Origin of the sequence: Streptomyces sp. NPDC048185 (assembly GCF_043202495.1) — a bacterium.
Lineage (GTDB): Bacteria > Actinomycetota > Actinomycetes > Streptomycetales > Streptomycetaceae > Streptomyces.
This window is the reverse complement of sequence record NZ_JBIDAN010000007.1, coordinates 159894-186664: the sequence shown is the minus strand read 5'-3', so window position 1 is coordinate 186664 and position 26771 is coordinate 159894. Positions and strand designations below refer to the sequence as shown.

At 73.3% G+C, this 26771-nt stretch carries 18 protein-coding genes; 13 read left to right on the top strand and 5 right to left on the bottom strand.

Translation table 11 applies throughout. From position 1 onward, the window contains the following. The first annotated feature begins 5 nt into the window (after positions 1 to 5). From ACGF3H_RS21865 to ACGF3H_RS21850, 4 genes are all read left to right on the top strand, one after another. Positions 6 to 617 carry a response regulator transcription factor gene (locus ACGF3H_RS21865; RefSeq protein WP_003948568.1) on the top strand — a complete coding sequence of 204 codons (612 nt, stop codon included), beginning with the start codon at positions 6 to 8 and terminating at the stop codon, positions 615 to 617. A 280-nt stretch (positions 618 to 897) separates the two neighbouring features. Beyond that, positions 898 to 1485, top strand: a complete 588-nt coding sequence (locus tag ACGF3H_RS21860) for a sigma-70 family RNA polymerase sigma factor (RefSeq protein WP_019329587.1) — start codon at positions 898 to 900, stop codon at positions 1483 to 1485. A 139-nt stretch (positions 1486 to 1624) separates the two neighbouring features. Then, positions 1625 to 3130: an IMP dehydrogenase gene (gene guaB, locus ACGF3H_RS21855; RefSeq protein WP_362489494.1), complete on the top strand. Its 1506-nt coding sequence runs from the start codon at positions 1625 to 1627 to the stop codon at positions 3128 to 3130. Positions 3131 to 3248: 118 nt separating this feature from the next. Further along, positions 3249 to 4373 (top strand): GuaB3 family IMP dehydrogenase-related protein, encoded by a 1125-nt coding sequence (locus ACGF3H_RS21850; RefSeq protein WP_362489496.1) that lies wholly within the window; start codon positions 3249 to 3251, stop codon positions 4371 to 4373. Positions 4374 to 4442: 69 nt separating this feature from the next. On the opposite strand, the gene ACGF3H_RS21845 is transcribed toward ACGF3H_RS21850, so the two are convergent. Continuing rightward, positions 4443 to 5651, bottom strand: a complete 1209-nt coding sequence (locus ACGF3H_RS21845) for a nucleotide sugar dehydrogenase (protein WP_362489498.1) — start codon at positions 5649 to 5651, stop codon at positions 4443 to 4445. A gap of 283 nt (positions 5652 to 5934) precedes the next feature. Between ACGF3H_RS21845 and ACGF3H_RS21840 the strand changes: the two genes are divergently transcribed. The 8 genes from ACGF3H_RS21840 to ACGF3H_RS21805 all read left to right on the top strand — a co-directional run bounded on the left by ACGF3H_RS21840 (position 5935) and on the right by ACGF3H_RS21805 (position 21238). After that, positions 5935 to 7641 carry a glycerol-3-phosphate dehydrogenase/oxidase gene (locus tag ACGF3H_RS21840; RefSeq protein ID WP_362489501.1) on the top strand — a complete coding sequence of 569 codons (1707 nt, stop codon included), beginning with the start codon at positions 5935 to 5937 and terminating at the stop codon, positions 7639 to 7641. A 205-nt stretch (positions 7642 to 7846) separates the two neighbouring features. Further along, positions 7847 to 9886, top strand: a complete 2040-nt coding sequence (locus ACGF3H_RS21835; RefSeq protein WP_362489664.1) for a serine/threonine-protein kinase — start codon at positions 7847 to 7849, stop codon at positions 9884 to 9886. A 167-nt stretch (positions 9887 to 10053) separates the two neighbouring features. After that, positions 10054 to 12744: a protein kinase gene (locus tag ACGF3H_RS21830; protein WP_362489503.1), complete on the top strand. Its 2691-nt coding sequence runs from the start codon at positions 10054 to 10056 to the stop codon at positions 12742 to 12744. A gap of 158 nt (positions 12745 to 12902) precedes the next feature. After that, positions 12903 to 14594: a serine/threonine-protein kinase gene (locus tag ACGF3H_RS21825; RefSeq protein ID WP_362489665.1), complete on the top strand. Its 1692-nt coding sequence runs from the start codon at positions 12903 to 12905 to the stop codon at positions 14592 to 14594. 108 nt (positions 14595 to 14702) lie between these two features. Then, the gene (locus ACGF3H_RS21820) at positions 14703 to 15866 is read left to right on the top strand and encodes a serine/threonine-protein kinase (RefSeq protein WP_362489667.1); all 1164 of its coding nucleotides are present in this window, start codon (positions 14703 to 14705) and stop codon (positions 15864 to 15866) included. Between the two features lie 87 nt (positions 15867 to 15953). Continuing rightward, positions 15954 to 17615, top strand: a complete 1662-nt coding sequence (locus ACGF3H_RS21815) for a protein kinase (protein WP_362489505.1) — start codon at positions 15954 to 15956, stop codon at positions 17613 to 17615. Positions 17616 to 17744: 129 nt separating this feature from the next. Continuing rightward, positions 17745 to 19358 carry a succinic semialdehyde dehydrogenase gene (locus tag ACGF3H_RS21810; RefSeq protein WP_362489507.1) on the top strand — a complete coding sequence of 538 codons (1614 nt, stop codon included), beginning with the start codon at positions 17745 to 17747 and terminating at the stop codon, positions 19356 to 19358. A gap of 74 nt (positions 19359 to 19432) precedes the next feature. Next, entirely contained in the window at positions 19433 to 21238 is a 1806-nt protein-coding gene (locus tag ACGF3H_RS21805; RefSeq protein WP_393584996.1) for a GMC family oxidoreductase N-terminal domain-containing protein, read from the top strand. A gap of 90 nt (positions 21239 to 21328) precedes the next feature. On the opposite strand, the gene ACGF3H_RS21800 is transcribed toward ACGF3H_RS21805, so the two are convergent. Together ACGF3H_RS21800 and ACGF3H_RS21795 are read right to left on the bottom strand one after the other, a co-directional pair. Further along, positions 21329 to 22342, bottom strand: a complete 1014-nt coding sequence (locus tag ACGF3H_RS21800) for an LAETG motif-containing sortase-dependent surface protein (RefSeq protein ID WP_393584994.1) — start codon at positions 22340 to 22342, stop codon at positions 21329 to 21331. Between the two features lie 511 nt (positions 22343 to 22853). Beyond that, positions 22854 to 23141, bottom strand: coding sequence for a chorismate mutase (locus ACGF3H_RS21795; protein WP_362489511.1), 288 nt, complete (start codon positions 23139 to 23141; stop codon positions 22854 to 22856). A gap of 347 nt (positions 23142 to 23488) precedes the next feature. Here ACGF3H_RS21795 and guaA point away from each other — a divergent pair, with 347 nt between their 5' ends. Then, entirely contained in the window at positions 23489 to 25069 is a 1581-nt protein-coding gene (gene guaA / locus ACGF3H_RS21790) for a glutamine-hydrolyzing GMP synthase (protein ID WP_362489513.1), read from the top strand. A gap of 9 nt (positions 25070 to 25078) precedes the next feature. On the opposite strand, the gene ACGF3H_RS21785 is transcribed toward guaA, so the two are convergent. Both ACGF3H_RS21785 and ACGF3H_RS21780 read right to left on the bottom strand, forming a co-directional pair. Then, on the bottom strand, positions 25079 to 25567 hold the full coding sequence (locus tag ACGF3H_RS21785; protein ID WP_362489515.1) for a pyridoxamine 5'-phosphate oxidase family protein: 489 nt from the start codon (positions 25565 to 25567) through the stop codon (positions 25079 to 25081). Positions 25568 to 25645: 78 nt separating this feature from the next. After that, positions 25646 to 26581, bottom strand: coding sequence for a DUF4429 domain-containing protein (locus ACGF3H_RS21780; RefSeq protein WP_362489517.1), 936 nt, complete (start codon positions 26579 to 26581; stop codon positions 25646 to 25648). Between the last annotated feature and the right edge of the window lie 190 nt (positions 26582 to 26771).

The following is a 26771-nucleotide window of genomic DNA, read 5'->3' as shown; positions in this document are numbered from 1 at the left end:
CGGCCATGACTTCCGTCCTCGTCTGCGACGACTCCCCGCTTGCCCGAGAGGCGCTCCGCCGCGCGGTCGCGACCGTGCCCGGCGTCGAGCGTGTGACGACGGCCGCCAACGGCGAGGAAGTCCTCCGCCGCTGGGGAGCCGACCGCTCGGACCTGATCCTGATGGACGTGCGCATGCCCGGCCTGGGCGGCGTCGAGACCGTCCGGCGGCTGCTGTCCGCCGACCCCGGCGCGCGCATCATCATGCTCACCGTCGCCGAGGACCTGGACGGCGTGGCCCTGGCGGTCGCCGCCGGTGCCCGTGGCTATCTGCACAAGGACGCCTCGCGCGCCGAGCTGCGCGCCACCGTGACCCAGGCCCTGGCCGACCCGACCTGGCGGCTGGCCCCGCGCCGGCTGCGTTCGGCCGAGATGGGCGCCGCGCCCACGCTCACCGCGCGTGAGATCCAGGTCCTGGAGGGCATGAGCCACGGCCGCTCCAACGCGGAGATCGGCCGCGAGCTGTTCCTCTCCGAGGACACCGTCAAGACCCACGCCCGGCGGCTCTTCAAGAAGCTCGGCGCCTCGGACCGGGCACACGCGGTGGCGCTCGGCTTCCGGTGGGGCCTCGTCCGATAGGAAGACCCCGTGTGGTGGAGGCCCACAGGGCCCGACGGGGGCGCCCGGTTCCCCGCTTACCGCGAGGTGAGCGGGGGTGACAAGCCGACCCGCCGGGTGCCCGCTGCTCGTTTCGCCGCGGATGACGCATCCTTGAGGTGTGGAGTTCCTCGGGGACGAGTCGGTCGAGCGGAAGGGGAGGGCGCAGGGGATGAGTTCCGGCGCACCTACTCATAACGCTTCGGTGCACAACAACGGGCACGGAGCCACGGATCGGACGGCCGCAAGGCACCATGGACCGATGCGTGACGACGAGGCGGCCCCCGACCAAGGGACGGTCGGCGGGCTCGTACACCGCGCCGTCGACGGGGACGAGCAGGCCACGCACGACCTGCTCGCCCATGTCCACCCCCTGGCGCTGCGCTACTGCCGGACACGGCTGTCCCGGCTGCCCGGCGACGCCCGGCACTTCGTCGAGGACCTCGCCCAGGAGGTCTGCGTCGCGGTGCTCCTCGCGCTGCCGCGTTACAAGGACACCGGGCGCCCCTTCGAGGCGTTCGTCTTCGCCATCGCCGCCCACAAGGTCGCCGACCTCCAGCGCGCCGCGATGCGGCACCCCGGCTCGACGGCGGTCCCGTCCGACGAGATGCCCGAGCGGCCGGACGACTCGCTCGGCCCGGAGGAGCGGGCGCTGCTCAACAGCGACGCGGCCTGGGCCAAGAAACTGCTGGCCAACCTCCCCGAGAACCAGCGGGAGCTGCTCCTGCTGCGCATCGCCGTGGGGCTCACGGCCGAGGAGACCGGGCAGATGTTGGGAATGTCACCCGGGGCCGTCCGCGTCGCCCAGCACCGGGCGCTGAGCCGTCTGCGGGCGCTGGCGGAGCAGTAGTCCGCCGGGTGAACGGGCGGAGCGGCCGTTTCGTAGGAAACGACGAACGTCACGGGCGTCCTTGATCGTGGAATGACCCACGTCCACTTCCCGTTAGCATGGACATCCGCACCGATCAAGGCCATTTGGGGAAGGTGTCATGACTGCCAACGTCGACGGAGTGCCCGAGAAATTCGCGACACTCGGGCTGACCTACGACGACGTGCTGCTGCTGCCGGGCCCGTCGGACATGGCACCCGACGAGATCGACACCGCCTCGTACGTCTCCAAGAACGTGCGGGTGAACATCCCGCTGCTGTCCGCCGCCATGGACAAGGTCACCGAGTCGCGCATGGCGATCGCGATGGCCCGGCAGGGCGGCGTCGGTGTTCTGCACCGCAACCTGTCCATCGAGGACCAGGCCAACCAGGTCGACCTGGTCAAGCGCTCCGAGTCGGGCATGGTGGCCAATCCGATCACCATCCACCCGGACGCCACCCTCGCCGAGGCCGACGCGCTGTGCGCCAAGTTCCGCATCAGCGGCGTGCCGGTCACCGACGGCGCCGGCAAGCTGCTCGGCATCGTCACCAACCGTGACATGGCCTTCGAGACCGACCGCTCGCGCGGCGTGCGCGAGGTCATGACCCCGATGCCGCTGGTCACCGGCAAGGTCGGCATCTCCGGCGTGGACGCCATGGAGCTGCTGCGCCGCCACAAGATCGAGAAGCTGCCGCTGGTCGACGACAACGGTGTGCTCAAGGGCCTCATCACCGTCAAGGACTTCGTCAAGGCCGAGAAGTACCCGAACGCGGCGAAGGACGGCAAGGGCCGGCTGCTGGTCGGCGCCGCGGTCGGCGTCGCCGGGGACGCCTTCGAGCGCGCCCAGGCGCTGATCGAGGCGGGCGTCGACTTCATCGTCGTCGACACCGCGCACGGCCACTCCCGCCTGGTCGGCGACATGGTCGCCAAGATCAAGTCGAACTCCGCCGGCGTGGACGTCATCGGCGGCAACATCGCCACCCGCGACGGCGCCAAGGCCCTCATCGACGCCGGCGTGGACGGCATCAAGGTCGGTGTCGGCCCCGGCTCCATCTGCACCACCCGCGTCGTCGCCGGCATCGGCGTCCCGCAGGTCACGGCCATCTACGAGGCGTCGCTCGCCGCCAAGGAGGCCGGCGTCCCGGTCATCGGCGACGGCGGCCTGCAGTACTCCGGCGACATCGCCAAGGCCCTGGTCGCGGGCGCCGACACGGTGATGCTGGGCTCGCTGCTCGCGGGCTGCGAGGAGTCGCCGGGCGAGCTGCTGTTCATCAACGGCAAGCAGTTCAAGTCGTACCGCGGCATGGGCTCGCTGGGCGCCATGCAGACCCGCGGCGACCGCAAGTCGTTCTCCAAGGACCGCTACTTCCAGGAGGGCGTCGCCTCCGACGAGCAGCTGGTCCCCGAGGGCATCGAGGGCCAGGTGCCCTACCGCGGCCCGCTCTCCTCGGTCGTCCACCAGCTGGTCGGCGGCCTGCGCCAGTCGATGTTCTACGTCGGCGGCCGGACCGTGCCCGACCTCCAGGCGAACGGCCGGTTCGTGCGGATCACCTCCGCCGGCCTCAAGGAGAGCCACCCGCACGACATCCAGATGACGGTCGAGGCACCGAACTACAGCCGCAAGTAGGCACAACGCCTTCCGAGGGCGGTCCCGGACGCGTTCCGGGACCGCCCTCGCGCCGTGTCCGAAGGGGACATCGGCGATACTGGAAGGCGCTGCAACGCATCAGGGAAAGGCCACAGACGTGACTGAGATCGAGATCGGGCGCGGCAAGCGCGGCCGCCGGGCGTACGCCTTCGACGACATCGCCGTCGTCCCCAGCCGCCGTACGCGGGACCCGAAGGAGGTCTCGATCGCCTGGCAGATCGACGCCTACCGCTTCGAGCTGCCGTTCCTGGCGGCCCCCATGGACTCGGTCGTCTCCCCGGCCACCGCCATCCGCATCGGCGAGCTGGGCGGCCTCGGCGTCCTGAACCTCGAGGGCCTGTGGACGCGGTACGAGGACCCGCAGCCGCTGCTCGACGAGATCGCCGGGCTGGACGCGGACACCGCGACCCGGCGCCTCCAGGAGATCTACGCCGCTCCCATCAAGGAGGAGCTGATCGGGCAGCGCATCAAGGAGGTCCGCGACTCCGGCGTGGTCACCGCCGCCGCGCTCTCCCCGCAGCGCACCGCGCAGTTCTCCAAGGCCGTCGTGGACGCCGGGGTCGACATCTTCGTCATCCGCGGCACCACGGTCTCCGCGGAGCACGTCTCCGGTTCGCACGAGCCGCTCAACCTGAAGCAGTTCATCTACGAGCTGGACGTCCCGGTGATCGTCGGCGGCTGCGCCACCTACACCGCCGCCCTGCACCTGATGCGCACCGGCGCCGCGGGTGTCCTCGTCGGCTTCGGCGGCGGCGCCGCGCACACCACGCGCAACGTGCTGGGCATCCAGGTCCCGATGGCCACGGCCGTCGCCGACGTGGCCGCCGCCCGCCGCGACTACATGGACGAGTCCGGCGGCCGGTACGTCCACGTCATCGCCGACGGCGGGGTCGGCTGGTCCGGCGACCTGCCGAAGGCCATCGCCTGCGGCGCCGACTCCGTGATGATGGGCTCCCCGCTGGCCCGTGCGACCGACGCGCCGGGCAAGGGCAACCACTGGGGCATGGAGGCCGTGAACGAGGAGCTGCCGCGCGGCAAGAAGGTCGACCTCGGCACGGTCGGCACCATCGAGGAGGTCCTCACCGGTCCGTCCCACACCCCGGACGGCTCGATGAACTTCTTCGGCGCCCTGCGCCGCGCGATGGCCACGACGGGCTACAGCGAGCTGAAGGAGTTCCAGCGCGTGGAGGTCACCGTCGCGGACTCGCAGCACCGGCGGTAATCACCCGGACGGCGTACGAAGGGGCCCGGAGCGACTGCTCCGGGCCCCTTCGCGCGTCCGGGCGCCGTTTCAGAGGCGGTGCGCCGCCCCCGTGGGCGTCGCCCCCCGGGTGTCCAGCAGGAGCTGGGCCTTCACCGACAGGCCCTGGAGGTCGTACGTGCGGTGCTGCTGCAGGAGGATCGTCAGGTCGGCGTCGGCGGCGGCCTCGTAGAGGGAGTCGGCGCGGGGGACCGGGCGGTCCAGGACGTTCCAGGACGGGACGTGCGGGTCGTGGTAGCTGACGGCGGCCCCCATCGACATCAGGCGGGTCGCGATCTCCTCGGCCGGGGTGGCCTGCTGGTCGGCGAGGTCGGCCTTGTAGGTGACGCCGAGGAGCAGGACGCGGGCGCCGCGCGCGGACTTGCCGTGCTCGTTGAGGAGGGCGGCGGCGCGCCGGACCACGTAGCGGGGCATCCGCTCGTTGACCTGCCGGGCCAGTTCCACCATGCGCAGGCTGCGGGGGGCCCGGCCGGTCAGGTCCTGGGGGACGGAGTGGCCGCCGACGCCCGGGCCGGGACGGAAGGCCTGGAAGCCGAACGGCTTGGTCTCCGCGCACCGCAGGACGTCCCACAGGTCGACGCCCAGGTCGTTGCAGAGGACGGCCATCTCGTTGACCAGGGCGATGTTGACGTGCCGGAAGTTGGTCTCCAGGAGCTGGACCGTCTCGGCCTCGCGGGGGCCGCGCGCGCGGACCACCTTGTCGGTGAGGCGGCCGTAGAAGGCGGCGGCCGACTCGGTGCAGGCCGGGGTGAGGCCCCCGATGACCTTCGGGGTGTTGGCCGGCGTGAAGTCGCGGTTGCCCGGGTCGACGCGGCTGGGGGAGCAGGCCAGGTGGAAGTCGCGGCCGGCGCGCAGTCCGGAGCCCTCCTCCAGCAGGGGACGCAGGAAGTCCTCCGTCGTACCCGGCGGCACGGGCGACTCCAGGATGACCGTGGTGTGGGGGCGCATGTGGGCGGCCAGGGTGCGGGCCGCGGCCTCCACCTGACCGAGGTCGAGGCCGCCGTCCGTGCTCTGCGGGGTCGGCGCGCAGATCACCGCGGTGCGCACCCGGCCCAGCTCGGCGGGGCCCGCCGGGGTCCGGAAGCCCCCCGAGAGCATCCGGCGCAGTTCGGCGGGGGTGAGGGGGCCGGGCTCGGGTCCGGTCTTGTAGCCGAGCGTGGGGATGCCGGCGGCGACGGCGGCCTGGGCCAGGGGCAGGCCGTACGGTCCGAGTCCGATGACGGCGAGATCTGCGGGCATGGCGTGGGCCGTCCTTCCCAGTAGCCGAAGCGGGACAGGTGCGCAAGCCCGGTGGACAGGATGGGCGAGCACAACGTCAGACTAGGAGTAAATATGACCGATTTGCGGGATTGATCGGCCGAGTCTCGGTGAGTGTCGACGGTGACCGGTGGGGGACTTGTCCACAGGCTGGGGGTGCGTGGTGGCTGAAGTCGGGCAACCCGGTCAGAATCTGGGCAGGGGGTACACGGAACCGGGCTTCGCCGGACGGTGCGGCCGACGCGACCGACAGCGGGAGGCAGCAGTGAGGACAGCGACACTGGGACCGGCGCAGCGCGCCGAGGCTCTCGCGGCCATGGCCGAGCGTGAACTGGACGTGCTGGTGGTCGGCGCGGGCGTGGTCGGTGCGGGCACCGCCCTGGACGCCGTGACGCGCGGCCTGTCCACCGGGCTGGTCGAGGCGCGCGACTGGGCGTCGGGCACCTCCAGCAGGTCCAGCAAGCTGATCCACGGCGGCCTGCGCTATCTGGAGATGCTCGACTTCGCGCTCGTACGGGAGGCGCTGAAGGAGCGCGGACTGCTGCTGGAGCGGCTCGCGCCGCATCTGGTGAAGCCGGTGCCGTTCCTGTACCCGCTGCAGCACAAGGGCTGGGAGCGGTGGTACGCCGGCTCGGGCGTGGCGCTGTACGACGCGATGTCGATGGCCCGCGGTCACGGCCGGGGCCTGCCCGTGCACCGGCATCTGAGCCGACGTCACGCTCTGCGGGTGGCGCCCGCCTTGAAGAAGGACGCGCTGGTCGGCGCCCTCCAGTACTACGACGCCCAGATGGACGACGCCCGGTTCGTGGCCACGCTGGTGCGCACGGCCGCTGCGTACGGCGCCCCGGTCGCCAACCGGGCCCGGGTGACCGGCTTCCTGCGCGAGGGCGAGCGCGTGGTCGGCGCGCGCGTGCAGGACGTCGAAGGGGGCGGCGAGTACGAGATCCGCGCCAAGCAGGTCGTGAACGCGACCGGCGTGTGGACCGACGACACCCAGTCGCTGGTCGGCGAGCGCGGCCAGTTCCACGTCCGGGCGTCCAAGGGCATCCACCTGGTCGTGCCCAAGGACCGCATCCACTCCACCACCGGCCTGATCCTGCGCACCGAGAAGTCCGTGCTGTTCGTCATCCCCTGGGGGCGGCACTGGATCGTCGGGACCACCGACACCGACTGGGACCTCGACAAGGCGCACCCGGCCGCCTCCAGCGCGGACATCGACTACCTGCTGGACCACGTCAACTCGGTGCTGTCCGTGCCGCTCACCCGCGACGACGTGGAGGGCGTGTACGCCGGGCTGCGCCCGCTGCTGGCCGGCGAGTCGGACGCCACGAGCAAGCTGTCGCGCGAGCACACCGTCGCCCACCCGGTGCCGGGGCTGGTCGTCGTGGCGGGCGGCAAGTACACGACGTACCGGGTGATGGCCAAGGACGCCGTGGACGAGGCGGTGCACGGGCTCGACATGCGGGTCGCCGACTGCGTCACCGAGGAGACGCCGCTGCTCGGCGCCGAGGGCTACCACGCCCTGTGGAACGCGCGGGCGCGGATCGCCGCGCGCACCGGACTGCACGTCGTCCGCGTGGAGCACCTGCTCAACCGGTACGGCGCCCTGGCGGAGGAACTGCTGGCGCTCGTCACGGCCGACCCCTCGCTCGGCGAGCCGCTGCACGCCGCCGACGACTACCTGCGCGCCGAGATCGTCTACGCGGCCTCGCACGAGGGCGCGCGGCACCTGGACGACGTACTGACCCGGCGCACCCGCATCTCCATCGAGACCTTCGACCGGGGCACCCGCAGCGCCCGCGAGGCCGCCGAGCTGATGGCACCGGTCCTGGGCTGGGACAAGGACCAGATCGAACGCGAGGTCCAGCACTACGAGAAGCGGGTCGAGGCCGAGCGGGAGTCGCAGCGCCAGCCGGACGACCTGACCGCCGACGCGGCCCGGCTCGGGGCGCCGGACATCGTCCCCCGGTAGGCGGGCACCCGGACCCGGTGACGCGGGGTCAGTACGCCGCGCGACGCGTCGCCGTGCCGCTCGTGGGGGCCCGCGGAACGCGTCGTTCCCCGGGCCCCGCGCCGCGCCGGGCGGGGGTGCGGCACGAGAGGCACCCTGGGCGTCGAGCACTTGTCGGGTGAGAGACAATGAAGGCTCTGTCAGGGCGGGTTGCATGAGGGGACGCATGTCGGAGGCGGAGCGGGCGGGGACATCCCGTACGGACAAGAGCGCACGTCTCCTCGCCGGGCGGTACCGGCTGGGAGACGTGCTCGGCCGCGGCGGCATGGGGACGGTGTGGCGGGCCGAGGACGAGACCCTCGGACGCACGGTCGCCGTCAAGGAGCTGCGGTTCCCGGGGAACATCGACGAGGAGGAGAAGCGCCGCCTGATCACGCGCACGCTGCGCGAGGCCAAGGCGATCGCGCGGATCCGCAACAACAGTGCCGTGACGGTCTACGACGTGGTCGAGGAGGACGACCGGCCGTGGATCGTGATGGAACTCGTCGAGGGCAAGTCGCTCGCCGAGGCCATCCGGGAAGACGGCCTGCTGGAGCCCAAGCGCGCCGCCGAGGTGGGTCTCGCCGTCCTCGACGTGCTGCGCTCCGCGCACCGCGAGGGCATCCTGCACCGTGACGTGAAGCCGTCCAACGTCCTGATCGCCGAGGACGGCCGGGTCGTGCTCACCGACTTCGGCATCGCCCAGGTCGAGGGCGACCCGTCCATCACCTCCACCGGCATGCTCGTCGGCGCCCCCTCCTACATCTCCCCGGAGCGCGCCCGGGGCCACAAGCCCGGCCCGGCCGCCGACCTGTGGTCGCTCGGCGGCCTGCTGTACGCGGCGGTGGAGGGCACCCCGCCCTACGACAAGGGCTCCGCGATCGCCACGCTCACCGCGGTGATGACGGAGAACCTGGAGGAGCCGAAGAACGCCGGACCGCTGCGGGACGTCATCTACGGGCTGCTCACCAAGGACCCCGCCCAGCGGCTCGACGACGCGGGCGCCCGCGCGATGCTCAACAAGGTCATCCACGCGCCCGCGGCCCCCGCGGACGAACCGATGGACGCCACCAAGGTCGTACCGCTGCCGGCGCAGCCGGACGAGCGCACGCGGCGGGGCGGGCCGGCGGGCGGCGCGGGCAAGCGGGAGGAGGCCGGGGAGCGGCTGCGCGGAGCCCTGCGTTCCGTGCGCAAGGCCGCCGCGGGCGCGGGCGCGGGTGCCGCGGCCACGTCCCGCACCGAGCCCGGCGGCGACCGGTCCCGGCCGGGCTCCGCGGCGGCCACCGCCGCTTCGGCTTCCGCCGGGCCGGCGGCCTCACCGGGCCGGGCGGCGGCCTCCGGTGCCGGGGCCGGCCGGGGAACCGGCACACCGGACACCGGCTCGGGCGGACGCAGTTCCGGCTGGCCCGTCATGCCGCCGCCGGACCTGCCGCCCCGCCCGGCGCCCCGCGCGCCGCTCACCGACGTGGTGCCGAAGCGGACGCTCGTGATCATCGCGGTGATCGTCGCCCTCGCCGTCCTCGGCACCGTGCTCGCCCTCACCCTCGGCGGCGGCGACGACAACACGGCCAAGGAGCCGGGCGGCGGCACCACCGCGGCCACCGGCTCCGCGAGCGGTGACACCGGGCAGGACGGGACCGGCGGGCCCCGCACCGACGGCTCCGCCTCCGGACCGGCGGGGGGCGCCTCCTCGGACGCCTCGGGCAGCCCCTCCGCGAGCGCCTCCGGCGACGCCGGGAGCGGCGCCAACGACGGGGACGGCGCGGACGGCGGGGACGACGCGGGCAAGGACGACGGCGCGGCCGCCACCCACCGGGGCGGCCAGGGCTACTCCATCGGGCTCCCGAAGGGATGGAAGTTCCAGTCCTCGGGCACCGCCGGCGACCGGTTCACCGGACCCGGCGGGCAGAAGCTGCTGGTCGCCTGGACGTCCACGCCCAAGGACGACCCGGTCGCCGACTGGCGGAACCAGGAGCGGTACATGGTGCGCTCGCAGTACAAGAAGATCCGCATCGAGAAGGTGGGCTACCGCGGCTGGAACGCCGCCGACTGGGAGTTCACCTACCAGGACGGCGGCACGGCGTACCGCACCGTCGACCGGGGCTTCGTCGTCGACGACCACCAGGGCTACGCGCTCATGTACACGGCGAAGGCCGCCGACTGGGACAGTGACCAGCGCCGGGACAACTGGCAGACGCTGACGAAGACCTTCACGCCCAAGTCCTGAGTCCCGCGGGCCCGGGTTCGATCGGTCCGAGATCCGGCATCCCCTCTTTGCGGGTTGCCTCCGGCACGTATCGTGAATGCCTGCGGACCGTACGCAGCCGGAACGGCCCGCGAGGCGAACGGAATTGACCGACCGGTACCGACGACCGGGCTGCCGGGGGAGGCAACGTGGACGACTACGCGGGTCGGGTGCTCGCCGACCGCTACCGCCTGCCGCTGCCGCCCTCCGACGAGTACGAGCTGACCGAGAGCCGGGCCTTCGACACCTACAGCGGCCAGGAAGTCCTGGTGCGTCAGGTGCCGCTGCCGGAAGTCGTCGAGGCGGAGGTCCTCGACGCGGACGGCCTGCCCGACGGTTTCACGGCCCGTGACCGCGGCGCCCGGCGCACCGGCGGGCGGGCCCAGGCGCCCCGGGGCGGCACGAGGCGACCGGCCGACCCCGTGGTGCGGCGTGCCGTCGAGGCCGCGCAGGCCGCGGCCGCCGTTCCCGACCATCCACGCCTGGACCAGGTCTTCGACGTCTTCGCCGAGGGCGGCTCGCTGTGGATCGTCAGCGAGCTGGTGGCCGCGCGGCCCCTGGCCGCCCTGCTCACCGAGCAGCCGCTGACTCCGTACCGGGCGGCCGAGGTCGCCTCCGACGTCCTCATGGCGCTGCGGGTGCTGCACGGCTACGGCTGGGTCCACCGGAACATCACCGCCCGCACGGTGCTGGTCTGCGACGACGGGCGCGTGATGCTGACCGGCCTGGCGGTCGGGGCGGCGGAGGAAGCGCTGTGCGGCTACGACCCCGTCCCCGCCCCGGAGGGTGAGGCGCCTCCCCCCGGGCGGGGAGGCCAGGCGATGTCGCCGGGTCCCGGCGGGGAGGCACCGGGGGCGCTGGGCCCCGGTCCGACGGGGCAGGGGGCCGGGGCGCGGAGCCCTCGGGGCACCCGCGCCGGCGCCTTGGGGCCGGGGGGTGCGGATCCGGAGGCCGGTGCCGACGCCGGTGGCTACGGGCCGGGCGGTGCCGGTCCCGCGACCGGGACGTTCGATCCGGGCGGGGGAGCAGGACCTGAGACAGAGTCGTTCGGTGCCGGCGGTGCCGGTCCCGTGACCGGTGTGTTCGGGCCCGGCGGTGCCGATCCCGAGGCCGCCCGGCGGGCCGCCATCGAGGCGCGCAGCGAGCGCGGGCTGCCGGCGACCGGCCCGGAGGGCCCCCGCGGACTCCCCGCCGGCTTCACCCCCGCGGCGAGCGACGCCGGCGGCGACGTCCGCGCCGCCCGCGCCGGGGCCATCGCCGCCTACCGCGCCGGCGCCCGCGCCGCGGCCCGCGTGCAGGAGGCGCAGGACGGCCGCGCGGCCCTGCCCGGCGCCCGCTCCGCACCCGACGACGGCACGGGCGCGCGCGGCGGCACACCCGCGCCGCCCGGGCAGATCGCCGACCCCTACGGCGTCCGTACCACCCCCTGGCACGGGGCCACGCCCCGAACGACCGGCGACCCCGCGTCCCCCACCGCCCCCGCACCGGCCGACGACCGAGCCGCCCTGGCCCCCGCCCCGCGGCAGGAAGCCGCCCCGGCCACCGGCGGCTGGGACGACCCGGCCGCCCGCACCCCCGCCCGGCGCGGGCCGGGCACCGCGCTCGCCGCCGAGCGGGCACGGCAGGCACGGATGGCCCTGGTCGGACCCGTGACCGAGCGCTGGGCCCCCGAGCAGGCCGGGCCGGTGCACGAGAACTGGCAGCTCGCCGCGCCCATCGGTCCCGCCACCGACCTCTGGGCGCTGGGCGCGCTGCTCTTCCGCGCCGTCCAGGGGCACGCGCCCTACCCGGAGGAGTCGACGGCCGAGCTGGTGCAGATCGTGTGCGCGGAGCCGCCCGCGTTCGCCGAGGAGTGCGGGCCGCTGCGGCCGGTCGTGGAGTCGCTGCTGCGTCAGGACCCCACCGAGCGCATCGACTTCGAGGAACTGAGCGGCTGGCTGCGCTCCCTGGTGCGGTCGGCGCCCGAGCCGGACGCCGGACTGCACGTCGTCGCCGCCCCGCCCGCCGACACCAGCCGGCTGCCCATCGTGCGCCGCCGCGGCGAGCTGGTGCGCAGGCGGCGCGCCGGGCTGCCCGCCCATCACGGACGGCACAAGAGGTCCCGGGAACCGGACCGTTCACCGCGCAGCCTCGGCCGGACCCTGCTCCTGCTGATACTGCTCGCGCTGGCCGGGGCGGTCGCGTACGCCATGTTCTTCATGCCGAAGAGCGACACCGACGGGGCCGGCGCCCCCGGCCGGACGGACGCAGCCGCCGAGACGAGCCGGGCGCCGTCCGAGCGGTCCCCCGAGGCCGGCGGTGAACCCCGGCCCGGGCAGTCGTCGCCCGCGGCCGATCCCTCCCGGTCGGCCGGTTCGGCCGAGACGCAGACCACCGGCCCCGAAGTCGCCGACGGGTTCGCGCTGCGCAAGGACCCGGAGGGCTTCCGGGTCGCCGTCGCCGAGGGCTGGAACCGCACCCCGCGCAACGGCAGCGGCCAGGTCGTCTACGCCAAGGGCGACTTCGAACTCGTCGTCGTGCCCGGCCGGGACGGCTCGGGCGAGTTCGGTACCGACCCGATGGTCTACCAGCGTGACAGGGAGCGCGAGTTGGAGCCCTACCGCGCCTCCAGCTGGGCCACCTCCAGCGGGCTGAAGACCATCGAGGTGGGCGGACGGACCATGGCCGAGGGCCAGTTCACCTGGACCGGCGCCGACGGCGGCGAGCTGTACGTGCGCAACGTCGCCATGCTGATCGACGGCCGCTACCACGTGCTGCAGGTACGCGGACCCGAGGCGGAGCGCGACGAGGTGACCCGGCTGTACGAACAGGCGTCGGCGAGCTACCAGTACACGGGCTGACGGCACTTGGGACGGACGGGGGCCCGCGATGGTTGCCTCCCGGCGCAGGAAGCGACAACTGTCACAGAGCGGTCTTGGTGGCCCCCCGCCAGTTCCCCGGACGGGGCCCGGTCCCTAGTCTGACCCTGACAAGACCATTGCGGGGCAACGTGAATCAGATGCAGGGCCGGCTCGTCGCGGGCCGTTACCGGCTCGGCGAGACCATCGGCAGCGGCGGCATGGGGCGGGTGTGGCGCGCTCATGACGAGGTACTCCACCGGGCCGTCGCCATCAAGGAGTTGACCGCCGCGCACTACGTCTCCGAGAGCGACCAGGCCATCCTGCTGGCGCGCACCCGGAGCGAGGCGCGCGCGGCCGCGCGGATCAACCACTCGGCCGTCGTCACCGTGCACGACGTACTCGAGCACGACGGCCGTCCCTGGATCGTGATGGAGCTGGTCGAGGGCCGCTCGCTGGCCGACGCGGTCAAGGAGGACGAGCGCGTCGCCCCGCGGGAAGCGGCCCGGATCGGCCTGTGGGTGCTGCGCGCCCTGCGCGCCGCCCACACCGCCGGGGTCCTGCACCGCGACGTCAAGCCCGGCAACGTGCTGCTCGCCGACGACGGCCGGGTACTGCTCACCGACTTCGGCATCGCGCAGATCGAGGGCGACAGCACCATCACCCGCACCGGTGAGGTCGTCGGCTCCGTGGACTACCTGGCACCCGAGCGGGTGCGCGGCCACGACCCCGGCCCCGCCTCCGACCTGTGGGCGCTCGGCGCGACACTGTACACGGCGGTGGAGGGCAGGTCGCCCTTCCGCCGCACCTCACCGCTGTCCACGATGCAGGCGGTCGTCGAGGAGGAGGCCACCGAGCCCCGGCACGCCGGCCCGCTCGCGCCCGTCATCAGCGCCCTGCTGCGCAAGGACCCGGCCGGCCGGCCCGGTGCGACCGAGGCCGAGCACCTGCTCGCCGAGGCGGCCGAGGGACGGCGCCCGCACGCGGCCCAGGCGTACGTGCCGACGCAGTACGCGGGCACCGGGCACGCACCGGCGCCGGCCCACCCGGGCCCGGCCGGGCAGACGCCCTACCCCCCGGTGACCGGCCCGACGGCCACGGGACACCCGGCGCCGGTCCCGACGGTGGGCACCGTGGCGGGCGGCGGCACGGCCCCCATGGGCTACCCACCCGCTCCTCCGGCCCGGCCCCGGCGCCGCCTGTGGACGATCGCGCTGGTGGTCGCCGTCGCCGCCCTGGTCGGCGGCGCCACCGCCGTGCTGCTCCAGGCGTCGGGCAAGGGGAAGGAAGCGGACCGGGGGACGGCCGTCAGCCAGTCGCCCACCCCGTCCGCCTCCGGGTCCCCTTCCGCCTCCGCGGACGGCAGGCCCACGGGAGCCGTCCCGGCCGACTGGGTCCGCCACGACGACCCGCTCGGTTTCAGCCTCTCCCTGCCCCCGGGCTGGGAGCGGGAGGAGCTCCCGGGCAGCGGCGATCTGCGTCAGGTCGACTACAGCCCGGACGGCGGTGAGCACTTCGTCCGCATCGCCGTCGACACCGCGCCCGACTTCAACGACCCGTACGCACACCAGCTCGACCTGGAGCAGCAGCTCCAACGCCTGTACGAGTACAAGCGTCTGACGCTGGAGCACTCCACCTACCGCGACCGCGACAGCGCACGGTGGGAGTACACCTGGACGGCACTGGCGAAGGACATGCCCTTCCCCGGCCCGCGGCGTGCCGCCGAGGAGATGTACATGTCCCGGGACGGCGTCGAGTACGCCCTCTACATCTCCTCGCCCGCCGAGGACTGGGCGGAGACGAGCGACCAGTTCACGTACCTGCTGCGGAGCTGGCAGGAGAAGCCGGCCTGACCGCCGCCGCGCCTGGGGCGGGGGCCTGGCCGGGTGGAGAGCGGCGCCCGTCGGTTGTCGGCCACCCGCGGTCCGGCGGCCCGGAGCCGGTACGTCCGGTGGGGCATGATGGGACGCATGGTGACCCAGGAGTCGGGTGGGCGTGTCATCGCCGGCCGTTACCGTCTCCATGAGCGGCTCGGCCGCGGCGGCATGGGCATCGTGTGGCGGGCGACCGACCAGCTGCTCGGCCGTCAGGTGGCCGTCAAAGCGCTCCCGCGCGACGAGACCCTCTCCGCGGCGGAGGCCCGGCGCCGCCGCGAGCGCACCCTGCGCGAGGCCCGCGCGGTGGCACAGCTGCGGCATCCGCACGTCATCGTCGTCCACGACGTCGTCGAGGACGAGGAACGGGCCTACATGGTCATGGAGTTCGTGGAGGGCGGCTCGCTCGCCGACCGTGTCCTCGGCAGCGGCCCGGTCGACGCCCCCGAGGCCGCCCGGATCGGCGTCGCCCTGCTCGGCGCCCTGCGCACCGCGCACGCGGCCGGCATCCTGCACCGGGACGTGAAACCGTCCAACGTGCTGGTCGCGGAGGACGGCCGGGTGGTCCTCACCGACTTCGGCGTCGCCCAGGTGGCGGGCGCCACCACGCTCACCGAGACCGGCTCCTTCGTCGGCTCGCCCGAGTACACCGCCCCCGAGCGGATGTCCGGCGCCGGGACCGGACCGGAGTCCGACCTGTGGTCGCTGGGCGTGCTGCTGTGCGCGGTCCTCAGCGGCGCGTCGCCCTTCCACCGCGACTCGCTGGGCGGAGTCCTGCACGCCGTGGTCTCCGAGGAGATCCGCCCGCCCGCACAGGCCGCGCCGATCCTGCCCGTCGTACGGGGGCTGCTGGAACGCGACCCGGGCCGCCGCCTGGAAGCCGCCGAGGCGGAACGCATGCTGCGGGGCTACCTCGACACGGGCCGCACGCCCGCGCCGCCCGGCACCGGCGGGGCGCGGTACTCCACGCGCGGCGTGCTCCTCGGGGTGCTCCTGGTCGCCGCGGCGGCCGGGGCGGGCATCTCGGCGGCGGTGCTGCTCGCGGACGGGGGTGACGACGGCGGGGGAGGCGGTACGCCGACGACATCCGTGCCCGGGACACCGCCGTCGGCGTCCCGGCCCGCCTCGTCGCCGGGGTCCGGACGCGCTCCCTCCTCCGACGCCCCCGGCGGGCCCCCCGGGCCGCCGACCGCCACGGTCACCGTGACCCGCCAGGCGTCCGCGCCGCAGTCCTCGAACACGACCGAATAGGACATAAGTGCCGGGGTGCGTCACGGGTCTGTGACCGCCGTCCACGGGCGGTGGATATCGGTGCGTCCGGCGCGATATGGATGGTCCATGAGCGACGACGGGGGAACCGGGAGCGGGGCGGACGAGCCGACGAGTTTTGTCCTGCAACCGCCGAACCCACCGGCTGCCGTGCCGTTTCCCGGCAACCCTTACGCGGCCCCCGCCGAGGTCGTGCCCCCGCGGTCACCGGTCCCCGCCGGGCCGGAACCGGTGCGGGCGCCCGCACCGGAGCCGGGTGCGGGGCGGCTGATCGCGGGCCGCTACCGGCTCGTCGCCAAGCTCGGGCACGGCGGCATGGGCACCGTGTGGCGGGCGCGGGACGAGACGGTGGACCGCGAGGTCGCCGTCAAGGAACCCCGCGTCCCCGATCACCTTCCCGAACGCGAACGGGCCAACGCCTTCGAGCGGATGCGCCGCGAGGCGCGCGCCGCGGCCCGGCTCGACCACCCGGCCGTCGTCGACGTGCACGACGTCGCCGTGGTGGACGGCCGGCCGTGGATCGTGATGGAGCTGGTGCGGGGCCGCTCGCTGGGCGACGCGTTGCAGGAGGGCACGCTGGACGCGCGCGAGACGGCCCGGATCGGCCTGGAGGTCCTCGGCGCGCTGGAGGCCGCCCACGCGGCGGGAGTCCTGCACCGGGACGTGAAGCCGGACAACGTCCTGCTCGGCCGCCACGACCGGGTCGTCCTCACCGACTTCGGCATCGCCCGGATCGAGGGCGAGACCACTCTGACCGACACCGGCGGCTTCGTCGGCTCGCCCGAGTACATCGCCCCCGAGCGGGTGCTGGGCCGGCGTCCCGGCCCGGCGAGCGACCTGTGGTCGCTGGGCGTGGTGCTGTACGTGGCGTCGGAGGGCGTCTCGCCGTTCCGCCGCAGCAACACCCCCGCCACGCTCCAGTCGGTGCTGAACGCCGTGCCGGCACCGCCCGCCTCCGCGCAGGGCCCGCTGGCCGAGGTGATCACCGCTCTGCTGGACAAGGACCCGGCGCGCCGTCCGGACGCCGCCCGGGTGCGTGCCCTGCTGGAGGCCGCCGCGAACCCGCCCGCGCAGCCACCCACCCGGTCCGTGCCGGTTCCCGTGCCCGGCGGCCGTGGCCCGCGGCTGGGCCGCAAGGCGTGGGCCGGCCTCGCCGCGGCCGTCGTCGCCACGGCGGTGGCGGGGTACCTGGTGGTCGCGGACCCGTTCGCGGGGCCGCTGCCCGAGGGCTGGCGGACCCCGCACGAGAAGCAGCTCGCCGCCACCCTGGCGGTGCCCGAGGGCTACCAGCGGACCGTGTCCGACGACGCCGCGGAGCACTGGGTCACGTACACCGACTGGAGCGGCGGCATCTGGATCGGCCTGTCCCTGGACAGGAAGGCGGAGGACACCGGCGGGAACATCGCGGGGTCCGCCGCGGCGGAGATGTACGACGACGACGGGAAGTTCAAGGAGAGCGGAGAGTACGAGCTCTCCATGCCCGAGAACCCGAAGACGGATCCCCGGGAGACCACCTACCGGGGCCGGAAGTCCGCCGAGAACACGGTCGTCTACACCACCACCGACAGCCAGGACCCCCGTCCGCGCGAGCTGCGGATCCTCTACTACCGGACCACCGCGGGCGACATGTACAAGCTCACCGTCAGCTACCCGGGCAAGGGCGACTTCACCGAGCGGGGGCGCGAGGTGGCCAGGGCTGCGGTCGCCCATCTGGACATCGACGGCACCTGAGCGCTGCGCCCGCACAACGCCCTGATCAGCGCGTTTGTTGCCAGTGTTCGCTGGCGCCGTGTGAGTACTCCGTGAATCCCCGTTACCGACGGGTACACAAAGCCCGCCCGGCGTCATACCCTGCGCCTCATGACGGACGCGCAGGCCCCGGAACTGACCGGCACGAACCCCCTCGCCCCCGCCCCCGCGGGCGCCCGCACCGCGGCCGACGTGGTGACCCCCGAGCTGGTCGCCCAGCTCACCAAGGGCGTCGCCGGCTCCGGCCGGACCGCCAACCACACGCCGTTCACCGGCGAGAAGCTGGCCGACCTGCCCGAGTCCACGCCCGAGGACGTGGCCGGCGCCTTCGAGCGGGCCCGCGCCGCCCAGGCCGTGTGGGCCCGCGTTCCGGTGCGCCAGCGAGCCGCCGTCCTGCTCCGCTTCCACGACCTGGTCCTGGAGCGCCAGGCCGAGGTCCTCGACCTCATCCAGCTGGAGACCGGCAAGGCCCGCCTGCACGCCCACGAGGAGGTCCAGGCCGTCGCCGTCGCCGCCCGGCACTACGGCCGCAAGGCCCCCGCCTACCTGCGGGCCAAGCGGCACACCGGCGCCGTCCCGACCCTGACGAAGGTCACCGAACTGCGCCACCCGCGCGGTGTCGTCGGCCAGATCGCCCCCTGGAACTACCCGCTGGAGCTGTCCGTCGGCGACGCGCTCCCCGCGTTCGTCGCGGGCAACGCGGTCGTGATGAAGCCCGACACCGAGACCTGCCTGACCGCCCTGTGGGCCCGTGACCTCCTCATCGAGGCCGGGCTTCCCGCGGAGGTCTTCCAGGTCGTCCTCGGCGACGGCCCGGTCGTCGGCCCCGAGGTCGTCAAGCACGCCGACTACGTCTCCTTCACCGGTTCCACCCGGACCGGCCGCGAGGTCGCCCAGGGCGCCGCCGCCCGGCTCGTCGGCGTCTCCCTCGAGCTCGGCGGCAAGAACGCCATGCTGGTCCTCGACGACGCGGACATCGAGAAGGCCGCCGCGGGTGCCGTCCGCGCCTGCTTCTCCTCCGCCGGCCAGCTCTGCATCTCCATCGAGCGGCTCTACGTCCACGAGTCCGTCGCCGACGCCTTCCTGGAGCGTTTCGCCGCCCGCACCAGGGCCATGCGGCTCGGCACCTCCCTCGCCTACGGCGCCGACATGGGCTCGCTCGTGGGCGAACGGCAGCTGGAGACGGTCGAGCGGCACGTGGCGGACGCGCTCGCGCACGGCGCGAAGCTGATCGCCGGCGGCGTCGCCCGCCCGGACATCGGCCCCTACTTCTACGAGCCGACCATCCTCGACGGCGTCGCCGCCCCCATGACGGTGTGCACCGAGGAGACCTTCGGCCCGGTCGTCTCCGTCTACCGCTTCACCACCGAGGACGAGGCGGTCGAGCACGCCAACTCCACGCCGTACGGCCTGAACTCCTCGGTCTGGACGAGGAACGCCCGGCGGGGCCGCGACGTCGCCGCCCGGCTGCGCACCGGCACCGTCAACATCAACGAGGGGTACGCGCCCGCCTACGGCAGCGTCCAGTCGCCGATGGGCGGCATGAAGGACTCCGGCCTCGGCCGCAGGCACGGCTCCGAGGGCATCCTCAAGTACACCGAGGCACAGACGGTCGCCCACCAGCGGCTGCTGCCGATGGCGCCCTCGCTCGGCATGGACGACGAGAAGTACGCCCTGTTCATGAGCCGCAGTCTCCGGCTCATGAAGGCATTCCGATTCAAGTGACCGGCGCGGGGGCGCGGGGAACTGCGCGCTCAGCCACGACGCAGCCGCACGCGAAACTCAAAGAGGAGACCAACGTGCCCCACGACGTGCCCCAGGACGACGCATACGACTACGACGTTCTCGTCGTCGGCTCCGGCTTCGGCGGCTCCGTCTCCGCCCTCCGCCTGACCGAGAAGGGCTACCGCGTCGGCGTCCTCGAGGCCGGCCGCCGCTTCACCCGCGAGTCGCTGCCCAAGAACTCCTGGGACCTCAAGAACTACCTCTGGGCGCCGAAGCTCGGCATGTTCGGCATCCAGCGCATCCACCTGCTCGGCAACGTCATGGTCCTGGCGGGCGCCGGCGTCGGCGGCGGCTCCCTCAACTACGCCAACACCCTCTACGTGCCGCCGAAGCCCTTCTTCGACGACCCGCAGTGGCGGGACATCACCGACTGGCACGAGGAACTGACGCCGTACTACGACCAGGCCCGCCGCATGCTCGGCGTCCGCCTCAACCCGACGATGACCCCGTCCGACGTGCACCTGAAGGCCGCCGCCGAACGGATGGGCGTCGGCGACACCTTCCACATGGCACCGGTCGGTGTCTTCTTCGGCGACGGCGAGGACGCCGACGGGACGGCGCGGACCGAGCCGGGCGGGCAGGTGCCCGACCCCTACTTCGGCGGCGCGGGCCCGGACCGCAAGGCCTGCCACGAGTGCGGCGAGTGCATGACCGGCTGCAGGCACGGCGCGAAGAACACCCTCAACGAGAACTACCTGTACCTCGCCGAGAAGGCGGGCGCGGTCGTCCACCCCATGACCACGGTCGTGTCGGTCACCGACGACTCACGCGGCGGCTACGCCGTGGCCACGCTCCCCACCGACCGGAAGAAGAAGGGCGCCGGCCGCACCTACACGGCCCGCCGCGTCGTCCTCGCCGCCGGCACCTACGGCACCCAGACGCTGCTGCACCGCATGAAGGCGAACCGTCAGCTGCCCCACCTCTCCGACAGGCTCGGCGAGCTGACCCGCACCAACTCCGAGGCCCTGGTCGGCGCCCAGACCGACGACCGGCGCTACCGCAGCGCCACCGGCGAACCCCGGGCCGACTTCACGCGCGGCGTCGCCATCACGTCGTCCATCCACCCGGACGCCAACACCCACATCGAGCCCGTCCGGTACGGCAAGGGCTCCAACTCGATGGGCAGCCTGTCCATCCTCCAGGTCCCGTACGCCGGTGCCACCGCCTCGGGCGCGTCGCGCGTCCTGGGCTTCCTGGGCCACGCGGCGAGGCACCCGAGCCGCGTCCTGCGGTCCCTGTCGAACCGCAAGTGGTCGGAGCGGACCATCATCGGCCTGGTGATGCAGTCGCTGGACAACTCCTTGACGACCTACCTGAAGCCGGGTGGCGTCGGCAAGGGACTGCTCACCGCCCGGCAGGGCCACGGCTCGCCCAACCCCAAGCAGATCAAGGCCGCGACCGACGGCGCCTCGGCCCTCGCGGCGGAGATCAACGGCTTCGCCGGTTCCAACGTCGGCGAGCTGATGGGCACCCCGCTCACCGCCCACTTCCTCGGCGGCTGCCCGATCGGCGCCTCCCGCGAGACCGGCGTCATCGACCCCTACCACCGGCTGTACGGCCACCCCGGCATATCCGTCGTCGACGGCGCCGCGGTCTCCGCCAACCTGGGCGTCAACCCGTCCCTCACCATCACCGCCCAGGCCGAGCGGGCGATGTCGTACTGGCCCAACAAGGGCGAGGAGGACCCGCGCCCGGCACAGGGCGCGGCGTACGAACGCCTGGCCACCGTCGAGCCCAAGTCCCCGGCGGTCCCGGCGGAGGCCTTCGGCGCGCTGCGGCTGCCGTTCCTCGGGATGCCGGCGGTGCCGCCGAAGAAGTAGCGGCCGGGTACGGCACGACGAGAAGGACCTGCGCCCCCCTCCGAGCGCAGGTCCTTCTCGCGTTGTGCGTCAGGCCGTGTGGTTCAGCCCTTACGCCTCGGCACCGGCCTTGCGGCGCCGCACGACGAACACCGCACCGGCACCGGCGACGACGGCGAACCCGCCGACCAGCCCGATCATCGGCAGCGCGGAGCTGGAACCGGTCTCGGCGAGACTGCCGGTGACCTGCGGCGTGTTGGCGGCGGGCTTCTGGTCGGTGACGGGCGCCTTGCCGCCTTCCTGCGGCTCGGTCCCGTCGGTGTCCGTGCCGGGGGCGACGATCTGGAACTTGTACGCCACGTCGCCGTAGCCGAAGCACTCGCTGTCGGCGTCGCCGTAGATGGTCGCCCCGAGCGTGAAGCCGGCGCCGACCGGGGCACCGGCCTTCACGTTGATGCGCAGCGGGACGTCGACCTCGTAGTCCGGCTTCAGCTCGTCGGTGTAACCCGCCCAGCCGACGGCGTAGCCGTCGTCGTCGAGGTCTTCCCAGACCTTGTCGTCCGTGTTCCAGGCCTGGAGGCGGACCTGCTTGCTCTTGAACAGGTCGGCGCCCTCCTCGTCGGGGGAGGCGCCGGCCAGGTAGGCCAGGTCCTGGAGGGTGGAGTCGGAGTTGTTGACCACGTTCAGCGTGAACTTGTGCCAGCCGCTGCCTGCCGTGATCTTGCCGGACAGGCCGGTGATGCTGACGTCGACCTTGACGTCCGCGCACTCGGACGGGCCGGGCTCCGGGCTCTCCGACGCGTCGGGAGCGGAGGTGCTCGGCGCCGGGGACGTCGGCGAGGAGGAGCTGGTGCTGCTCGCCGAGGTGCTGGGCGCGGGAGCGGACTCGGTCGCCGTCTTGCTCGGCTCGGCGGAGGTGGAGGTGCTCGGCGCGGGCGAGGTCTCCGTCTCGGACGCCGTGGCGCTCGGGGAGGCGCTCTCGGTCTGCTCGGGCGCGGACTCGGTGGCCGTGGCGGTCGGGGACGGCGACTCGTCGGTCGCGTAGGCGGCGGGTGCCGCGAGCAGCGCCAAGGGGGCTATCACTGCCGTAGCAGCGGCTGCTGCCATGGCGCGACGGAGCTTCATGAAGACCTCGGAATGTCCGGCGTGCCGCGTGGGCGCGGCACGGGGGCGAGTCTGGGGAGGCCTCCGCGCAGGGGGCGCGGGACGGCCCTTGGTTCATCTGTTCGACGTGTTTGATCAGTGAACGCTGTGAATGGTTGTCCCTGGACTCACAGAATTTTTATGTGCCCTGCGCCACACGTGCGAGAGCGGCGCCGGGGGAGGAGTCGGCGCCGCTGGATCGGTGAAGCTGCACAGGTACGAGGGGAGGCCCTGGGCTCGGGCGGTTCCCGTGGGCCGGCCCCGGGCGTCCCCGGAGCCGGCCGTTTCCTTGGGTGACCGGGCTGCTGTCCCCTGCCGTCCGGTCACTTGCCGGAGCGAGGTCCCACGACGTACGGCACGATCCGTTCGTCTCATCGCCCCAGCGAGCCACGCGTGGTTCTTTCGGGCCCGCCCCTGGCTGGCACGGACACCGGGACCAACGAAGCGTCCCGCGCGACGGTCACGCGCCGTACGGGTGAGAGCGTGCCCGAACTCAGATGCGACCCCGGCACAGCTCCAGCAGCGTCATCGCCAGCGCGGTGCCCGGCTTGCCCAGCGCGTCCCTGTAGTGGCCGAGCACGTCCATCTCGCGGGAGAGGTTCACCCGCCGCCCGCCGGAGGCGATCCGCGCCTCCTGGATGACGGCCGAGACGGCCATCCGTTCCTGGATCAACCCGATGATGCGGTCGTCGAGCGCGTCGATGCGCTCGCGGGCGCCGGTGATCACGCCGGCGGCCTCGGTCGTGCGGGCGCCGGTCGTGTCTGCGGTGGTGACGGTCATGTCGGGGGCTCCTCGCCGGGAAGTGGGTGGCGGTGCCCCGGAGCGGCAGGACCCGGAAACGACAGGCGCCCCGGACCTTGTCGGCCCGGGGCGCCTGGGAAGTCGCTTGTCAGTTGCTCAAGCAGCACGACCATGGCAGCCGGTGGGCCGGTTGCCATAGGTAAAGAGGAAGGTCGGGTGCGTGAGCATGGACCCAGTATGCCCCGGGGGCGGACCGTGTCCAAGCGGGCCCGCATGGTGAGACGTGGGGCCGGGGGCGGGCGGCGCACCGCGGCGGGACGTTCCACCTGCCCACCTCGGTAGAATCGGGAGCACAAGACCCCCGCCCGACCGCCGGAAGGCACCCCGTGTCATCAGCGACTCCCGCTGCCGCCGCCCCCGACACCGTCCTGGTCGTCGACTTCGGTGCGCAGTACGCCCAGCTCATCGCCCGTCGCGTCCGCGAGGCGCGGGTCTACAGCGAGATCGTGCCGAGCTCCATGCCGGTCGAGGAGATGCTCGCCAAGAACCCGGCGGCCATCATCCTCTCCGGCGGCCCCTCGTCGGTGTACGAGCCGGGCGCCCCGACCGTCGACCGCTCCCTGTTCGAAGCCGGTGTCCCCGTCTTCGGCATGTGCTACGGCTTCCAGCTCATGGCGCAGGCCCTCGGCGGCACCGTCGACAACTCCGGCGCCCGTGAGTACGGCCGCACCGAGCTGTCGGTGTCCAAGCCTTCCTCCACCCTCTTCGAGGGCACCCCGGCCGAGCAGTCCGTGTGGATGTCGCACGGTGACGCCTGCTCCGCCGCGCCCGAGGGCTTCACCGTCACCGGCTCCACGCACGTCGTGCCGGTCGCCGCGTTCGAGAACGACGTCAAGAAGCTCTACGGCGTCCAGTACCACCCGGAGGTCATGCACTCCACGCACGGGCAGCAGGTGCTGGAGCACTTCCTGTACCGGGGCGCGGGCCTGGCCCCCGACTGGACCACGGGCAACGTGATCGAGGAGCAGGTCGCGGCCATCCGTGAGCAGGTCGGCGACAAGCGCGCCATCTGCGGGCTGTCCGGCGGCGTGGACTCCGCCGTCGCCGCCGCCCTCGTCCAGAAGGCCATCGGCTCGCAGCTGACCTGCGTCTACGTCGACCACGGCCTGATGCGCAAGGGCGAGACCGAGCAGGTCGAGAAGGACTTCGTCGCCGCGACCGGCGTCCAGCTGAAGGTCGTCGACGCGGAGGAGCGCTTCCTGAAGGCGCTGGCCGGGGTCTCCGACCCCGAGGAGAAGCGCAAGATCATCGGCCGCGAGTTCATCCGCGTCTTCGAGCAGGCGCAGCTGGAGATCATGCAGGAGGAGGGCCCCGAAGTCGCCTTCCTCGTGCAGGGCACGCTCTACCCGGACGTCGTCGAGTCCGGCGGCGGCACCGGTACCGCCAACATCAAGTCCCACCACAACGTGGGCGGGCTGCCGGACGACATCGAGTTCGAGCTGGTCGAGCCGCTGCGCCAGCTGTTCAAGGACGAGGTCCGCATGGTCGGCCAGGAGCTGGGCCTGCCCGAGGAGATCGTCCAGCGCCAGCCGTTCCCCGGCCCGGGTCTCGGTATCCGCATCGTCGGCGAGGTCACCAAGGAGCGGCTCGACCTGCTCCGCGAGGCCGACGCCATCGCCCGCGAGGAGCTGACCGCGGCCGGTCTCGACCGCGACATCTGGCAGTGCCCCGTGGTGCTGCTCGCCGACGTCCGCTCGGTCGGCGTCCAGGGCGACGGCCGCACCTACGGTCACCCGATCGTGCTGCGGCCCGTCTCCTCCGAGGACGCCATGACGGCCGACTGGTCGCGCCTGCCGTACGACGTCCTCGGCAAGATCTCCACCCGCATCACCAACGAGGTCAAGGACGTCAACCGCGTCGTCCTCGACATCACCTCGAAGCCGCCGGGCACCATCGAGTGGGAGTAGTCCCGGCGGTCACGTCCGCTTGAGAGTGCGCACCGGCTCTCCGGGCTTCCAGACCTGGACGACGAGATGCGTGTCGTCCTCGACGTAGGTCCGTACGACCTCCGTCAGCTCGGTGCGGAAGAGGTGGAACGGCTCCGGCGGTTCCACCTCTTTCACGTATCCGCCCTTGGTCCCCGGGTCGTCGACCTCGACGGCCCGTCCGCAGATCCGTACGTCACCGCCGGCCGGGCCGGTGCCCTCCCCGGGATTCGCCTGCAGCGCGAAGCGCGGGTCGCGGAGCAGGTCGAGCGCCTTGAGCGAGCCGTGCATCATGCCGAGCCACAGCTCGCCGTCGAGGAAGCGCACCTCCAGCCCCGTGGTGCGGGGCGAGCCGTCCCGGCGCAGGGTCGCGAGGGTGTGGTGCCGGTACGCGCCGAAGCGCGCCTCGACGAGGGCGGCGAGTTCGGGTGCGGCGGAGGTGAAGGAGGCCCAGTCGCGGCCCCCGGTGCTCGGTGTCATACGGGGAGTGTGCCGCCGATACCCGACATCTTTTGTCGCGTTTTTCCAGCGGGCTCGTCCGCGTGCGGCGACCGTCCGTCAGCCGGTCCGGTTGTCGTGCGTCCCGAAGCCCCGGAGCACGGCCGCCTTCGTCAGGGCGAACTCCTCGTCCGTCAGGACGCCGCCGCGGTACAGCTCGCCCAGCTCGCGCAGCCGGCGCAGCAGTACGTCGTGGTGCCCGGCCGGGGGTCCCGCGGCGGCCCGGGAGCGGGGTCGGACCACCGTCGTCGGGGCGGCCGCCCGGCCCTCGTCGGAGGCGGCGGCGCGGGTCGACGGGTGCGGGAGCCGGGCCGTGACCGCGGTGGCGATCAGCGCGGTGAGCAGGTCGCGGCGGGCGTTGCCCCACAGGTCCAGGGCGTAGGGGTCCTTCTCCGGCGGCAGCCTGGAGAACACCGTCTCCCGGGTCACGAACCGCAGGAAGCCGTCCTCGTGCCCGGAGCCGGGCAGCCACTCGACCCGCACCAGGTCGCCGACGCCGATGATCCGCGGGCCGGAGGCGCGCTTGACGCGGTGCGCGGTGTCGGCCCAGTCGATGCGCACCTGGCTGCCGTCGAAGGAGACGGTGCCGTCCGAGGAACGGACCGAGACCGGCACCGGTGGCCCGGACAGCAGATAGGCCCGGACGGGCTCCTTGGGGATCCGGTCGAGGAGCAGCGCGCGGCGGACCTCCTCGGCGACGTACTCGGCCACCCCGCAGCGGTCCACGTCCACCGCCAGCCGGTACGGGTCCGCCGCGTCCGGCAGCCGCCCGCCGGTCGCCTGGAGCAGGGGGTCGGCGCCCTCGCGCAACCGCAGGCGCAGCCGGCCGCGTCTGCGCTCGGGTTCGAAGGTGATGCCCGAGACGGCCGCCAGCGGTACGGAGACCTCACCGTACGTCTGCCGGAACAGCGGCACCGAGCGGTGGAGCCCGGGCGTGATCCGGACCGTGCTGCCGTCGAACGCCCAGGTCCCGTCGCGCTGGATGATCTCGGCCATGGGGGAATTCTCGCAGCCGGGTCAACACGGCGGCCCGTGCGTCACCCGCGCTGAGCAGAGGGGACCCGGGGCGCCGGGCGTCCAGGGCGTGGCGTACGGCACAATTCGCTGTCGTCGCAAGGGATTTACGGGTGTCGGCACACGGGTGTGCCGCAGGTGTTTCGGCGGGTTTCGGGAAGGCGGGCGTCGG

Excerpts from the sequence above, each read along its gene's own strand:
- ACGF3H_RS21865 (WP_003948568.1), top strand. The coding sequence starts at position 6 with ATGACTTCCGTCCTCGTCTGCGACGACTCCCCGCTTGCCCGAGAGGCG.
- ACGF3H_RS21795 (WP_362489511.1), bottom strand. The coding sequence starts at position 23,141 with ATGACCGTCACCACCGCAGACACGACCGGCGCCCGCACGACCGAGGCC.
- ACGF3H_RS21845 (WP_362489498.1), bottom strand. The coding sequence starts at position 5,651 with ATGCCCGCAGATCTCGCCGTCATCGGACTCGGACCGTACGGCCTGCCC.
- ACGF3H_RS21815 (WP_362489505.1), top strand. The coding sequence starts at position 15,954 with ATGAGCGACGACGGGGGAACCGGGAGCGGGGCGGACGAGCCGACGAGT.
- ACGF3H_RS21860 (WP_019329587.1), top strand. The coding sequence starts at position 898 with ATGCGTGACGACGAGGCGGCCCCCGACCAAGGGACGGTCGGCGGGCTC.
- ACGF3H_RS21825 (WP_362489665.1), top strand. The coding sequence starts at position 12,903 with ATGCAGGGCCGGCTCGTCGCGGGCCGTTACCGGCTCGGCGAGACCATC.
- ACGF3H_RS21835 (WP_362489664.1), top strand. The coding sequence starts at position 7,847 with ATGTCGGAGGCGGAGCGGGCGGGGACATCCCGTACGGACAAGAGCGCA.
- ACGF3H_RS21780 (WP_362489517.1), bottom strand. The coding sequence starts at position 26,581 with ATGGCCGAGATCATCCAGCGCGACGGGACCTGGGCGTTCGACGGCAGC.
- guaB (WP_362489494.1), top strand. The coding sequence starts at position 1,625 with ATGACTGCCAACGTCGACGGAGTGCCCGAGAAATTCGCGACACTCGGG.
- ACGF3H_RS21800 (WP_393584994.1), bottom strand. The coding sequence starts at position 22,342 with ATGAAGCTCCGTCGCGCCATGGCAGCAGCCGCTGCTACGGCAGTGATA.
- ACGF3H_RS21785 (WP_362489515.1), bottom strand. The coding sequence starts at position 25,567 with ATGACACCGAGCACCGGGGGCCGCGACTGGGCCTCCTTCACCTCCGCC.
- ACGF3H_RS21810 (WP_362489507.1), top strand. The coding sequence starts at position 17,745 with ATGACGGACGCGCAGGCCCCGGAACTGACCGGCACGAACCCCCTCGCC.
- ACGF3H_RS21820 (WP_362489667.1), top strand. The coding sequence starts at position 14,703 with ATGGGACGCATGGTGACCCAGGAGTCGGGTGGGCGTGTCATCGCCGGC.